Origin of the sequence: Mycobacterium sp. E2479 (assembly GCF_001667925.1) — a bacterium.
Lineage (GTDB): Bacteria > Actinomycetota > Actinomycetes > Mycobacteriales > Mycobacteriaceae > Mycobacterium.
The window spans coordinates 105,329-118,726 of record NZ_LZJR01000153.1; the positions used below are offsets into that span (position 1 = coordinate 105,329).

General features: G+C 63.6%; 15 protein-coding genes and 1 pseudogene. 12 read left to right on the forward strand and 4 right to left on the reverse strand.

Translation table 11 applies throughout. From position 1 onward, the window contains the following. Positions 1-2: 2 nt before the first annotated feature. The 7 genes from A5686_RS22890 to A5686_RS22920 all read left to right on the forward strand — a co-directional run bounded on the left by A5686_RS22890 (position 3) and on the right by A5686_RS22920 (position 7,447). Entirely contained in the window at positions 3-563 is a 561-nt protein-coding gene (locus A5686_RS22890; protein WP_067938976.1) for a hypothetical protein, read from the forward strand. Positions 564-583: 20 nt separating this feature from the next. Then, the gene (locus A5686_RS22895; RefSeq protein ID WP_067938984.1) at positions 584-1,900 is read left to right on the forward strand and encodes a peroxidase; all 1,317 of its coding nucleotides are present in this window, start codon (positions 584-586) and stop codon (positions 1,898-1,900) included. Positions 1,901-1,916: 16 nt separating this feature from the next. Then, complete coding sequence (locus tag A5686_RS22900) at positions 1,917-2,930, forward strand: hypothetical protein (RefSeq protein ID WP_067938987.1); 1,014 nt, start codon at positions 1,917-1,919, stop codon at positions 2,928-2,930. 225 nt (positions 2,931-3,155) lie between these two features. Further along, positions 3,156-3,983, forward strand: a complete 828-nt coding sequence (locus tag A5686_RS22905) for a cation:proton antiporter (protein WP_067938990.1) — start codon at positions 3,156-3,158, stop codon at positions 3,981-3,983. After that, positions 3,920-4,381: a hypothetical protein gene (locus tag A5686_RS28515; protein ID WP_197520672.1), complete on the forward strand. Its 462-nt coding sequence runs from the start codon at positions 3,920-3,922 to the stop codon at positions 4,379-4,381. The genes A5686_RS22905 and A5686_RS28515 overlap by 64 nt, the downstream gene beginning before the upstream one ends. Before the next feature lie 904 nt (positions 4,382-5,285). Further along, complete coding sequence (locus tag A5686_RS22915) at positions 5,286-5,552, forward strand: hypothetical protein (protein WP_067939007.1); 267 nt, start codon at positions 5,286-5,288, stop codon at positions 5,550-5,552. A 155-nt stretch (positions 5,553-5,707) separates the two neighbouring features. Next, the gene (locus A5686_RS22920) at positions 5,708-7,447 is read left to right on the forward strand and encodes a DUF3556 domain-containing protein (protein ID WP_067939015.1); all 1,740 of its coding nucleotides are present in this window, start codon (positions 5,708-5,710) and stop codon (positions 7,445-7,447) included. Here A5686_RS22920 and A5686_RS22925 read toward each other — a convergent pair. Continuing rightward, on the reverse strand, positions 7,434-7,661 hold the full coding sequence (locus A5686_RS22925) for a DUF3618 domain-containing protein (protein WP_067939067.1): 228 nt from the start codon (positions 7,659-7,661) through the stop codon (positions 7,434-7,436). The two genes, A5686_RS22920 and A5686_RS22925, sit on opposite strands and share 14 nt — an antisense overlap. Before the next feature lie 104 nt (positions 7,662-7,765). Between A5686_RS22925 and bcp the strand changes: the two genes are divergently transcribed. The 3 genes and pseudogenes from bcp to A5686_RS27460 all read left to right on the forward strand — a co-directional run. Beyond that, complete coding sequence (gene bcp / locus A5686_RS22930) at positions 7,766-8,242, forward strand: thioredoxin-dependent thiol peroxidase (RefSeq protein ID WP_067939017.1); 477 nt, start codon at positions 7,766-7,768, stop codon at positions 8,240-8,242. Positions 8,243-8,391: 149 nt separating this feature from the next. Then, entirely contained in the window at positions 8,392-8,904 is a 513-nt protein-coding gene (locus A5686_RS22935; RefSeq protein WP_067939069.1) for a cupin domain-containing protein, read from the forward strand. 96 nt (positions 8,905-9,000) lie between these two features. Beyond that, positions 9,001-9,072: pseudogene (locus A5686_RS27460) on the forward strand (peroxiredoxin); the annotation flags it as partial. A 112-nt stretch (positions 9,073-9,184) separates the two neighbouring features. Here A5686_RS27460 and A5686_RS22940 read toward each other — a convergent pair. Next, positions 9,185-10,561: a cytochrome P450 gene (locus A5686_RS22940; protein WP_067939023.1), complete on the reverse strand. Its 1,377-nt coding sequence runs from the start codon at positions 10,559-10,561 to the stop codon at positions 9,185-9,187. A 186-nt stretch (positions 10,562-10,747) separates the two neighbouring features. Between A5686_RS22940 and A5686_RS27470 the strand changes: the two genes are divergently transcribed. Together A5686_RS27470 and A5686_RS22945 are read left to right on the forward strand one after the other, a co-directional pair. Then, positions 10,748-11,041 (forward strand): hypothetical protein, encoded by a 294-nt coding sequence (locus tag A5686_RS27470; protein ID WP_156750200.1) that lies wholly within the window; start codon positions 10,748-10,750, stop codon positions 11,039-11,041. A 334-nt stretch (positions 11,042-11,375) separates the two neighbouring features. Beyond that, a complete protein-coding gene (locus A5686_RS22945; protein ID WP_067939025.1) occupies positions 11,376-11,636 on the forward strand; it encodes a DUF3060 domain-containing protein in 261 nt (86 codons plus the stop codon). 16 nt (positions 11,637-11,652) lie between these two features. On the opposite strand, the gene A5686_RS22950 is transcribed toward A5686_RS22945, so the two are convergent. Together A5686_RS22950 and A5686_RS22955 are read right to left on the reverse strand one after the other, a co-directional pair. Further along, positions 11,653-12,978 carry a dipeptidase gene (locus A5686_RS22950; RefSeq protein ID WP_067939026.1) on the reverse strand — a complete coding sequence of 442 codons (1,326 nt, stop codon included), beginning with the start codon at positions 12,976-12,978 and terminating at the stop codon, positions 11,653-11,655. 10 nt (positions 12,979-12,988) lie between these two features. Further along, on the reverse strand, positions 12,989-13,387 hold the full coding sequence (locus A5686_RS22955; RefSeq protein ID WP_067939028.1) for a holo-ACP synthase: 399 nt from the start codon (positions 13,385-13,387) through the stop codon (positions 12,989-12,991). Positions 13,388-13,398: the final 11 nt, after the last annotated feature.

Genomic DNA, 13,398 nt, shown 5'->3' on the forward strand with positions numbered 1-13,398 from the left:
CGATGCCGGCGACCGACCAAGACTGGAGCAAACCGGCCGCGATGGCCATCCCCAGGGAGGGCTATTTCGAGCTTGAGCGCGGTCGCTACGGGCCGGTATATCCCCGCACGCCGGCGTGTTACGGCTTTTCGATCATCGCCAAAGTCAAGGAGGGACGGGAGGAGGCCGTCCGTGCGTATGGCAAGCAAATCGAAGAGGCGATCAAGGGCAGCCCCGACGTGCTCGCGCCGCTGCGGCTGCATTACCTGCGCTGGGTGCTCTTCGACGTCGGCTCGGGACTGCACTTCCAATATCAGGGCATCTTCGACACCGACTTCGACAAGTACACCGAGGATGCGGTGCAACTGTTCAGCCAGACCGGAATCACGACGGTGTTCACGAACTTGGAGGGCTTCCCGGAGGACTGGAAGGAAAACCCTGAGGCATTCATCAAGTTCGTCCGGGACCACCAGTTCCCGAGCTTCTTGGAGTACGGGGAGTACCCCTACGTCACCGCCGACGAGATCAAGAAGGCACTACGGCTCAAGGCCGCCTTCCAGGACATGCTGGACCAAATGCAGTAATACAACAGGGAATAGGGCTGATGCTTGAACTTGACGACATCCAGCACATCCTGTTGACCCGCACCCCGGCAATGACCGGGCGCTACGAGTTCCTGTCGTTTGACGAACCCGCCGGTGGCCGGGCATGGCTTTCCGAGCTGGTCGATGTTGTCGAGTCGGCCGCGTCGGTACGAGAAACCATGGATAGCACCAAGCGGTGGGTCACATTGGGCTTCACCTGGAACGGGCTTCGCGCGCTGGGTGTGCCCGAGGATTCGCTCGCAAGCTTCCCCGATGAGTTTCGTCAGGGGATGGCCGCCAGGGCCGACATTCTCGGCGACACCGGGCGCAACCACCCCGAGAACTGGGGCGGCGGACTGGCCAGTGACGATCTTCACGCGATTGCCATCCTGTTCGCGCGAGATGACGACGAACATGTCCGCGCCACCGCAGCGCACGACGACTTGGTAAGCCGTTGCCAGGGCGTGCGCCGGTTGTCGTATCTGGACCTGAACGCGACACCTCCGTTCAACTACGCCCATGACCACTTTGGTTTTCGAGATCGCCTGTCCCAGCCGGTGATTGAGGGATCCGGTGAGGTGCCGACGCCCGGCTCCGGCGCGCCGCTAAAAGCCGGCGAGTTCATCCTCGGCTATCCGGACGAGGTCGGCCCGATGGCCAACTTGCCGCAGCCCGAAGTGCTTTCGCGCAATGGAACCTATGCAGCGTATCGGCGGCTGCAGGAGCACGTGGCGTTATTCCGTGACTATATCCGTTCCAACTCGGCTACACCGGATGAAGAGGAGTTGCTGGCCGCTAAGTTCATGGGCCGTTGGCGTAGCGGCGCTCCCTTGGTCCTCGCACCTGAGCGGGACGATCCTGAGTTGGGTGCGGACCCCATGCGTAACAACGACTTCAACTACAAAGATATGGACCCTCACGGTTATGCCTGTCCTCTGGGCGCTCACGCCAGGCGACTCAACCCACGAGACACCGCGCATAACATGAACCGGCACCGAATCATTCGCCGAGGCGCAACTTATGGGCCGGCATTGCCCGAGGGTGAACCCGACGACGGGGTGGACCGCGGCATAGCAGCGTTCATCATCGGCGCCAGTTTGATCCGGCAGTTCGAGTTCGCGCAGAACGTGTGGATCAATGACCGCACGTTCCACGAACTCGGCAACGAACATGATCCGATCTGCGGAACGCAAGACGGCACAATGGATTTCAAAATTCCCAAGCGGCCAATCCGCCGAACTCTCAAGGGACTGCCCGCGTTCACCACTTTGACCGGTGGGGCTTACTTCTTCCTTCCAGGCATCAATGCCATGCGCTATCTGGCGAATCTCGAATGACCGCAGAGGAACGATCGTGAGCACACTGCCCGCCGCTCGCACCTACAACCAGACGCACATCCGGCGTCCACGCAGCGGCGGGCGGCGCATCAGCATCTACTGGACCTGGAGCTACCCATGGGAGTCCCAACGCGACGTTGAGGCATTGGACAACCGCTTCTCCACGATGACGGAAGTCCGCAGGACGGCATGGCCGGCGTATGAGGGACCGGAGTGGAACGAGGCTAACTTTCTGCAAGGCATCGCCGGGACCTTGGAGCTTTTTCACCGCTCCACGTTGGCCTTCCAGGACTTGGCGGGTGAAGCGACGGGGCATCCGGTCTCAGTGTTCCAACGCATCGACCAGGCTGGTTACAAGCTCCTGATCGACGAACGGATATTGGCCGACACCGACACCCTGATGGTCTTCGGGCTTGACCACCTGGTCGGTGAAGAACAAGCAGAGGCCGAAGAAGTCTCAGCCATTCGTGAATGGCTGAGACGAGAAGGCACCTGCCTGCTGTTGGCTCCCCACCACGACGTCGGGTTCACCGACGACATGGCGCAGCGGCAGATGGAGTACCTGCACCACGGCGATCCCCTGGTGCCACGGCAACAACGCTTCACCGCATACACCCGCTCACTGATGGCTGCCCTCGACGTTCCGGTTCGCAACATTTGGGGACTCCGGCCGGCCGTTGTGGAGGACACGAACGAAATCGCTGCTTTGACGAAATTTCAGGACCTGGACGCGGCCGGGCTGCTCGACAATGTCACAACGTTGAACTTCCATCCGCATCTGCCGCACTATGAATTGACCGCGCCCGAGAGCGACTCGTTGAGGGTCCTGGGTAAGCAGCGCGTTGACCCGAACCGGCAGCATCCGTTCACCATGGCCGGAAACACCGAATTCAATGCGCTGATATGGATGCCGCCCACGGACGAGCGAGCAGGTGACATCGTCCTGGTCGACTCGACCAACTTCACTACCTTGTTCGGCGGCACGGAGAGTCTGAAGATTTTCTGGCACAACCTCGCCACAATGAAGTGACTGCGGCTATAGCCGAACCACACGACGGCGGTGCGATAAGACCGGTCAATGCGGATCTCAGAGGGCCAATGCCAGCGACGAGCACTGGCCCGAAGCATATCCGCGTGGACCCGAATCGGTGAGAGGTAGGGGCATTGCATAGCGAGACTGCGTTTGTCCTGACCATTTTGGCGCTCTGCTATGCGATGTTTTCCGGGCTCTTCCGAAGGTGGTGCCTCGCCGCCAGTGCCCATATTCGTCGCGTTCGGGGCCCTTCTTGGTCGATTCGGAATCGGATCAGTCAACGCGGGCGAGCACACCGCAGCCTTTACGGTTCTTGCCCAACTCGCGCTAACAGTCATTCTGTTCAACCAGGCGTCCGTGCTCGACCTGCGGGCCTTGCTGCGAGGAAGGTGTGTGGCACTTCGCCTGCTCACGGTCGGCATACCGGTGACTGTCGCCTTGGGCACCGTTACCGCCGTCATTTTGCTTCCGCTGCTGCCGTTTTGGGAGACCGTGTGCCTTGCGGTGATCGTGGCGCCCACCGGGGTTGCAATGATCCATGCCCTCGTCGAAGACCGCCGCATTCCCGAGCGGGTAAGGGACGCCCTTTCAGTCGAAAGCGGGTTCTATGACGGATTCGCGTTAGCGGCCCTGCTCGCCGCGCTCGCGTTTGCTTCCGAGCGGACTGATCATGCCCCGGGGTACTGGGCGTGGTTTGCGATCCGCGCCGAGCTCCTCTCGGTGGGCGTCGGTGCCATCATTGGCCTGATTGGCGCGACGGTGATTTCGCGATCGACGGTGCGCGGTTGGATGAGCGACACCTGGGCGCAATTGGCCACCGTGGCACTGGCGTTGATCTGTTTTGGGATCGGCGAACGGATGCACGCCAGCGGGTTCGTGACCGCCTTTGCCGGCGGGCTGGTCTACGCGACCGTCTTACCCAGAAGCGAACTTAAACCGGCGACGACGCAGGTTCCGACGCGGCCGGCGAGCTTCTCGAGCTGCTCGTGTTCGCCTTGTTCGGCAGTTTCGCGCTCATACCCGGATGGAGGGAGGTTCGTTGGCCGGTAGTGGTGTTCGCGGTCGTGGCGTTATTCGTGGTACGTGTAGCAGCAGTGAGCGTTGCTTTGGTGGCGGGCAGTGGCGTGCTGGTCCGCAGCAGAATTTTCATGGGGTGGTTTGGACCCCGCGGAATCGGAAGTCTCGTTTTGGGCTTGCTGGTGGTCGAACAGGGAAACATCCACCAGGCAGCCTTGATCAAGCAAGCCGTGGTGGTCGTCGTGACGATAAGCCTGCTCATCCATAGCCTCACCGCACCGGTGGGAATTCGACTGTGCCGGCCCCGCGACACGCGAGTCAATATGCCCTCCACCCAACCCCCCAAGCTCACCTCGGAGACCAGGAGACTTAGTCGGGTTGGCACTAAGACAGCCGACGTCCTGGAGCCCTGGCGTCTCACAGGTGCGTGAGAGCAGATTTTCCAACTGGCCCAACACGAGCCCCACGGCGTCAGCGATCTTTCGCACTCCCGGTCCCCCGAGTTTTGCACTCGCCGCAGAAGCTGGACCAAACAGACCACGTTGGGCGCTCGGGCGGAGCAGAATCTGAACGCGTATGCACCCCAACTTGGTGCGCGCTTAGCCGCCTCGGCGAGAAAGGAGCTCTGGCCGCCAAGATGAGGAAAATCCTAATTTGCGCTTCGATGGTGTCTTTCGGCTTCTGTGCGTCGATTTTTCTTCCCGCCGACTCGGCTCACGCCGACCTGTGCCCGTATCCGGGCGTTGGGTCCGGTGGCGGCGCATTGTTCGGGCAAGGTGGCTTTTGCGACTATCCGACCGAGATCAACGGGTCGCATATGCATTGCGAGGCAGGCGGTTTCGGTGTCAACGGCATCATCGGCCAAGCAACCAACAGCGGCAGTAGCTTCGCATTCGGCGGCGCCGGCGTCGGCGCTCTTAGTTGTAGCTGGCGCTGCCCAGACGGCGCGATGGCACCGGCACCTAACCCACCGGGGCTGTGGAGGGAATACATGGTGGTGATGAAGTCCACGAATTTCTGCAAAGACCACATGGAGCCCAACGGGTTTTGGAGTGAACCGGTTTTACCGACTGAGGGAATCCCGCCGGGTGGGCAACCAACGGAAGCACCGGAAATACCGGGACGACCGGTCCCCGCACCGGCACCCCCGTCACCACTGCCGACACCAGGGATACCGGGAGCATTAACACCAGGCATACCGAATCCTCCGGGTCCATAATGGCCGAGAACAGTTAGGGCTTGTCATCAAGCACAAGGCGGGTTCACCCGATGGGTGACGATCTGCCTGAAGTCCTTGTCCTACCATCGCTGCGATGACCTTTTCCGAGGGGACTTGTGAAGACTGAGCTCAAGTGGGTCGAACCCTTCGAGGGCCACTTGCACGCCAACATCGACGATCGCAGCGAATATCGGGTCCATGCGGTCTCGACGGGCGGCTTCCGTGCCGAGCGCGTCGACGACGGCTTGGTGCATCACGGCCTGGGCCGGGCCGCCAGCGCCGCCGAGGCGCAGGCGATTTGTCAGGACCTGCACACACGGGCCGTCCGGCACGCCGCGTGGGAGGCCTACATGGCCGAGAACGACCCGCCGGGCTGGGAGTAGCCGAAGCACCGTCGCGGGGTCGTCACGGATTTCAGCGCGCCATTTGCCGTCGTATCCGACGCAAAAGCCCCTCTTACAGGTAATTTCTTGCTTGCACCGTCGGCGCCGAAAGCGCCGATAGGCCCCTTGGGACACGCTGCGTCGAAGGAGCTGCAATGGGGTTCATCCGGCCCAACCTGCCCGTCGTCGACATGGCGGAGTGGACCACTCGCTCCCGCGCCGAACGGATCGTCCCGATGGCGCGCCACATCGCCCAGCACGGTTTCGGCACCCCACTGGTCATGCATGTGATGTACGGCGTGAAGATCGCGCTGTACATCCTCGGGGGCTGGCTTTTCGCGTGGTCGACCCGGGGTATTGGCGGCTTTACCCAGGTCGGCGGGTGGTGGTCGGAGCCGATCGTGTTCCAGAAGGCCGTGCTCTACACGATGCTGTTCGAAGTCATCGGCCTCGGCTGCTGCTTCGGGCCGTTGGCCGGGCGCTACTTCCCCCCGATGGGCTCGATCCTGTACTGGCTGCGGCCCGGCACCATCCGCTTGCCACCCTGGCCCACTCGGGTGCCGTTGACCAACGGCAGCAACCGAACTCCGTTCGACGCGTTGCTCTACGGCATCCTGCTGGTGCTGCTCGCGTCCGCGCTGCTGTCCGATGGCGGCGGGCCAATTCCGACGCTGAATACGACGATCGGCGTGCTGCCGTGGTGGCGGACGGCCGCGATTCTGGCGGTGCTGGCCGTGCTCAGCTTGCGCGACAAAATCATCTTTCTGGCCGCGCGCGGCGAGGTGTATGCGCCGCTGGCGCTGACGTTTCTGTTCGCCGGCGCCGACGTCATCGTCGGGGCCAAGGTCGTGTTCCTGGTGATCTGGCTCGGCGCGGCGACCTCCAAGCTCAACAAGCACTTCCCATTCGTGATCTCCACCATGCTGGCGAACAATCCGTTCATACCCTCGGGCGCACTCAAGCGATCGATGTTCAAGCATTATCCGGACGACCTGCGGCCCAGCGATTTAGCGGGTTTCATCGCCCATTTCTCAACCGCCGTCGAAGGATTGGTGCCGCTGGTGCTGTTCTTCTCCCCCGGCGGCTGGCCCACCGCCGTCGCCGCATTCGTGATGATCGTGTTCCACCTCAACATCCTGCTGGCCTTCCCCATGGGCGTGCCGCTGGAGTGGAACGTCTTCATGATCTTCGGGGTCTTGTGGCTGTTCGTCGCGCATGCACGCCTGGGCCTGTCTGACATCACCCACCCGGTGCCCGTCGCCATCCTGTTCCTGGTCATCGCCGGAACGGTCGTCGCCGGAAACCTCTACCCCCGCAAGGTGTCGTTCCTGCCCAGCATGCGCTACTACGCGGGCAACTGGGACACCACGGTGTGGTGCGTCAAACCGTCGGTCGACGAAAAGATCCGCACCGCCTCCCGCGCGCTGGGCCCGATGTATCACCTGCAGCTCGAACGCCTCTACAAGACCAAGGAAGAAACCCTGGTGCCCATCCACCTCGCCTACGCCTTCCGAGGGATGAACACCCACGGCCGCGCGCTCTACACGCTGGTACACCGCGCGCTGGCCGGCTACGACGAGGCCGACTACAACCTCTGCGAGGGCGAAAATATCTGCGCCATGGTGCTCGGCTGGAACTTCGGCGACGGGCACATGCACAACGAATGCCTCATCGAGGCGCTACAGCAGCGCTGCGGGTTCGAGCCCGGCGACGTCCGGGTGGTCATCCTCGACGCTCAGCCCATCCACCAACAGCGACAGGAATACCGGCTGGTCGATGCGGTGACGGGCGAATTCGAACGCGGCTACTGCGAGGTCGACGACATGGCCACCAGCCAGCCCTGGGCCGACGACATTCCGGTGTACGTCCAGACCGGACGCGTCACCGATCCCTGACGCGGCGCACCGCCACCACCACGACGAGGACCCCGACCCCGGCCAGCGACGCCAGCACCACGGGCTTCTGCACGAATCCGATCACCCGGATCTTCAGGTCGTCGGCGAGGCGCCGCGGGTTGGCCCGCTCGGCAAGTGAGTCGACGGTGGCCGCCAGCTGATCACGGGCGACGTCGATGTCCTGCTTGATGGCTTCGGGGTCCCGGTCCGCCACTATGTCCTCCAACTCGCCCACTATCCAGCTCCTACACCTGCCCGAACTACCCTAGATCAGTTAGCGCTAACCCCAACGCTCCGGTGAAAAGAAAGGTACTTACCTTGACCGAGACCACGCGGCTTGCGCCGGGCGACAAAGCGCCCTCCTTCAGCCTGCCCGACGCCGACGGCAACAAGGTGTCGCTGGCCGACTACAAGGGACGTCGCGTCGTCGTGTACTTCTATCCGGCCGCGGCGACGCCAGGGTGCACCAAACAGGCGTGCGACTTTCGGGACAACCTGGCCGAGCTCAACGGCGCCGGCATCGACGTCATCGGGATCTCCCCCGACAAGCCGGAGAAGCTCGCCAAGTTCCGTGACGCCGAGAAGCTGACCTTCCCGCTGCTGTCCGACCCCGACCGCAAGGTACTGACGGCCTATGGCGCCTACGGCGAGAAGCAGATGTATGGCAAGACGGTCACCGGTGTCATCCGCTCCACCTTCGTGGTCGACGCGAAGGGCAAGATCGCGGTCGCGCAGTACAACGTGAAGGCTGCACATACGACAACATTTATCGAGCGTGTTCTCAGCGCCTCGTAATCACGTAATCAACATGCTTGTACGGCGAGATCCGTTGAACCCCTTCGGTTCTCCGTCGATGGACTACCGCTTGCCTTGACACCCGTCCGGTGTCGGAGCACAATTCGCGACGCCCGAGTCGTATCACCGAAATTCGAGAGGCCGCCGCGATGAGTGCCGCCGAAACCCCCCAACCGCTGACTATTGTCCGCCCAGGCGAGGGCAGGGCGGGCAACCTGGGCTCGATCGGGGTGGTGTTCAAGCTGTGGGGCGAGGACACCGGCGGCGCGGTGGCCATCGTGGAGCACCCGTTCCCTGTGGGAGCCCTCGTGCCGCCACACCTGCACACCAGGGAAGATGAGTACTCGATCGTCACCGAGGGCGAAATCGGCTTCCGCTCAGGCGACCGCGAGGCCGTGCTCGGCGCGGGCGGCTACATCACAAAGCCGAGAGGCGAACTGCACACCATGTGGAACGCGGGCTCCACGCCTGCCCGCATGATCGAGGTGATCAGCCCAGCCGGTTTCGAAAAGTTCTTCCGCGACCTGGCCGACCTGACGACCGACGGCGCCCCACCCTTCGAGGCCATCGCGACACTCGCAGAGGCCTATGGACTCCAGTTCGGCGAACCCCCGTGGCTACCCGAGATCATCGCCCGCTACAACCTCATCCCGCCCGGCTGAAAGTGTAGCCGTGCCGTCTGTCTCGCTCGCCTAACCAACCGGAGCGCCACGTCAGCCTCGACCTAAACCACGTCGGCGGTGTTCAAGGCGCCGTGCGTGTTCTTCGCCCAGTACAACGTAAAGGCGACCGGCCACGTCGCCAAGCTTCGCCGCGACCTGTCGGTTTAGTGGCGATCGCGAACGCGGCGAAGCCGGGCGAAGCGGGTCGCCACCATCGGATCTAGTGGCGATCGCGAACGCGGCGAAGCCGGGCGAAGCGGGTCGCCACCATCGGATCTAGTCAGTCGCCGATGACGGCTTCCTCGGTGTACTCGGTGATGGGCCGCGCGATTCCTTGTTCGTCGCAGACCCGCTGCAGCTTCTCCAGCGTCTCGTCGATCCCCGGGCCGAGCCGCCTGCCGGGCGTGAAGGTCGCGGGAAGGTGCTGCATGCCCTGGATCACGCCGATCGTCCGATAGTGCACTGTGCCCTCGGGGTCGCAGCGATAGTCACCGATCCGCTCGAGCACCGCCGTAAGCATCGACTTGAACACCACGCGCGCGACATTGGAGCCGATGCAGCGGTGGATGCCGAGCCCGAAGCTGAAGTGCCGGTTGTTCTTTCGGCTTAGGTCTAGTCGATTCGGATCGGGGAACACCGCGGGGTCGCGGTTCGCCATGGCCCAGGACAGCCACAGGCGATCGCCCTCCTTGAAATGGGTCCCCGCGATCTCGAGGTCGGCGGCGATGGTGCGACCGTCGCCTGGAGCGGGCGTGAAGTAACGCAGAAATTCCTCGGTCGCCGAGTCGAGCAGCGTGGCCAGTTCCCGCTTCAACAGTTCGCGCTGCTCGGGATTTTCGCCCAGCCATTCGAGTGCGTGTGCGGTCAGCGCCGTCGTCGTGTCGAAACCTCCGCCGATGATCAAGCCGAGCATTCCGAGCAGTTCGGCGTCGGGGGCGGGTTCGCCGTCGATCTTCAGTCTTGCCAATGCGTCCACTATGCCGGGGCGTGGGTTTTCGCGAATCTCAAGGAGGTGGTTGAACAGGTCCGCTCCCATCGCCATTGTCTGCTCCAAAACCCTTGGGGCGTCTGGCGAATCGGCCGGGGTATAAACGCCGGCGTGGGCCGGCTCGCAATAGAGCTGCCACTTCCTCAGTGGAACGCCCATCATCGCCAGAGTCAGGACCGCGGGCACGACGTTCGCTAGGTCGTCGACGAAGTCGATCCGTCCGGCTTCGATCTTCTCGTCGATGCTCGCCCGCACGATCTCGTCGACAAATGGCTTCCAGCGCTTCACGGCTGCCGGCGACAGATAGGGGTTGAGGATGCTGCGGTAGGCCGAGTGCTCGGGTTCGTCCATCTCGAGCATGCCGCCACGGACGCCGTTGCCCTGCTTCAGCGTAGGGATCGTGATGCCTTTATAGCCGGTGCCATCACCGGTGACGTCGTGGTCGTTGGACACGTGCGGGCATCGAGCGAGCTCGAAGACTTCCCGGTTGCCTGCGGCCACCCAATGCCCGTCGTAGGTGTCGGTCCACGCCACCGGGCATCTAGCGTGCATTTCCTCGGTGATTGCGGTGAACCGCTCGCGGTAATCCGGGCTGTGGCGATCAAAGTGGTATCGGTTGGTCTTGCCGGCCTTGTCTGCCTTGCCGGTCAGGGTGTTCTCCGTACTCACAGTGGCGTCTCCCGCTGACGAGTGGCTGCATATAAAAAGCAGTATGCGGCGAGACGATGGATCTACCTATGCTTTCTGGTCTTCGACACCTCTACAGTTGGGATCGGTAGCCGCAGCGAACGCCAGAATTTCGCTAGTGGCTCGCCCGTAAGGGGCCAGGCACGGCAACGTGATTAGGACCTTCGGATGGATACACCTCGATCCTTAGCCCGGTTCATCGCGAGTGCGCTTGTTTCTGGCGGCATAGCAGCGGCAGGTCTGGGACTGGCCGCACCCGCCCAGGCCGGGCCGTCCTACTGGCACTACTGCCCCGGCCAGAAATGGGGCTACACCGTTCCGATACCGCCAGGATTCGACCTGAGCGTTTGCCACTGGTTCGCCGTGACCGTTACCAGCGGCCCGTCCGGCCCGGTGTATCACTTCGTGGAGGCCAATCCGGCCGACGTACCCCCACCGGCACCCGGATTCCCCTGGCCGTGACAGTCGCGACTTCGGCACGACGCCACCAAAACCGAACCGCAGAGCTGATTATTGAGCGATGAACCCGGAAGAAGACCCGGAGAGCAAGACCCTGAGGAATACGCGACCTGGAGCGCGGCGTCGGGCAGCCGCCGGGTGCCGCGCCCCGGCTTTCCGGAACGTCTGACACTGGCCCGAATGGTGGGCGTGTACTCGGGGAAACCGGGTGGCGGTGGTTGGGGGCCGTCACGAGGCTGGCGAATACGCCGCGAGGATCGGGGATATTGGTGTGTGCGTTCGCGATCGCGGCTTTCTTGGGTCATTACTCGGTACCACCGTGCACGGAAATCTCACAATGATCAATGGCGGTGCGAAGGACACCATCGGCTGCAACGACGGAAACCTGAGGCTGGAAGGCGACAACAACACCTATACGGTCACCGGCCACTGTCGCAGACTTGACGTCTCCGGAAGCGCAAATCACGTCACCGGCGACAGCGCCGACACCATCAGTGTTTTCGGCGACGACAACGCGATGGTCTACCACTCCGGGCCGCCGACGATCAACAAGACGGGTTACACCAACATCGTGTCCTTGCGCCAAAGCACCCGATGATCGGCGAGTCGCACTACTAGCCCAGGTTGGCCAGCAGCAGCGCCTCGCTGATCGCTGCGCGTTCCAGCACGCCCAGATGCAGGCTCTCGTTGATGCTGTGGGCCTGCGTCGCCGGGTCTTCCATACCGGTGACGAGGATCTTCGCCTCCGGGAACACCTCGGCGAATTCGGCGATGAACGGGATCGATCCGCCCATGCCCATGTCGATCGGATCGGTCCCCCATCCCTGCCGGAACGCGGCGCGCGCGGCGTCATAGACACTGCCGGTGGCGTCGATGGCGTAGGGCTCGCCGACATCGCCGGGAAAGACGCTGACGTGTGCCCCCCACGGCGCATGCTGTTGCAAATGGGCGGTCAACGCGTCCAGGTGCGCCGCGGCGTCCCCGCCCGGCGCCACCCGCATGCTGATCTTGGCCCGGGCCCGCGGGATGAGGGTGTTCGACGCTTTCTCAATCGGTGTGGTGTCGATACCGATCACAGTGATCGCAGGCTTGGCCCACAGCCGCTGCGGCGCCGAACCCGATCCGATTTCGGAGACCCCGTCCAGCAGGCCGGAGTCGGCACGCACCCGCTCGGGCGGGTAATCCACAGCGGCGACGGTGCTTTCGTGCAGGCCGGCGACGGCCACGTTGCCGTCGTCGTCGTGCAAACTGGCCAACAACCGCACCAGCACGCTCAGCGCATCGGGCACCACACCGCCCCATATGCCGGAGTGCAGGCCGTGGTCGAGCGTGGCGACCTCGACCACGCAGTCCACCAGGCCGCGCAGCGTCACCGTCAGTGCCGGGACCTCGGCGCTCCAGTTGTCCGAGTCGGCGATCACGATCACGTCGGCGGCGAGCGCGTCGCGGTGCGCGGCAAGCAGCCGGCCCAGGGACGGGGATCCCGATTCCTCCTCGCCTTCGACAAAGACCGTCACGCCCACCGGCGGCTGACCGCCGTGCGCGCGAAAGGCCGCCAAATGTGTTGCGATACCAGCCTTGTCGTCGGCGGTTCCGCGTCCGTAGAGCCGACCATCACGCTGGGTGGGCTCGAAAGGCGGCGACCCCCATTGGCCGCGATCGCCTTCGGGCTGGACATCGTGGTGGGCGTAGAGCAGCACGGTCGGTGCGCCGTCCGGCGCCGGATGATGGGCGATCACGGCCGGGGCGCCGCCCTCGCTGACGATCCGCACATCACCAAAGCCCGCCTGCGACAACAGATCCGCGACGGCCTGCGCACTGCGGTGTACCTCGTCGCGGCGGGCGGGGTCGGCCCACACCGACTCGATGCGCACCAAATCTTCCAGATCGCGCCGTACCGACGGCAGCACCTCACGGACGCGCTCAACCAGATCGCTCATGCCCACGAGGCTAGTCGGTCGGCGTCTCCAAAACGGCCACCGCGGCGGCGGTATCCCCTTCGTGCGTCAGCGACACGTGAATTATGACGTCGGCCAGGTGTTTGGCGATGTCGCCGCTCAGCCGAACCCGAGGTCGGCCCCACATGTCGGTGACCACCTCGATGTCGCGGTGGATGTCCTCCGGCAGCACCGGACGCTGGGCGAACCGCGATCCGGACCAGGCCTTGATCACGGCCTCCTTCGCAGCCCAGCGGGCCGCCAGGTGACGCGCCGCCGACGAACTCTTGTCCGAGGCGTCGCGGCGCTCCCCCGGGGTGAACGTCGCGGAGAAGACGGTTCCCGGTTGGTCGACCTGCTCGGCGAAATCAGGAATGGAGACCAGATCGATCCCCACGCCGACGATTCCCATGGGTCGCCAGG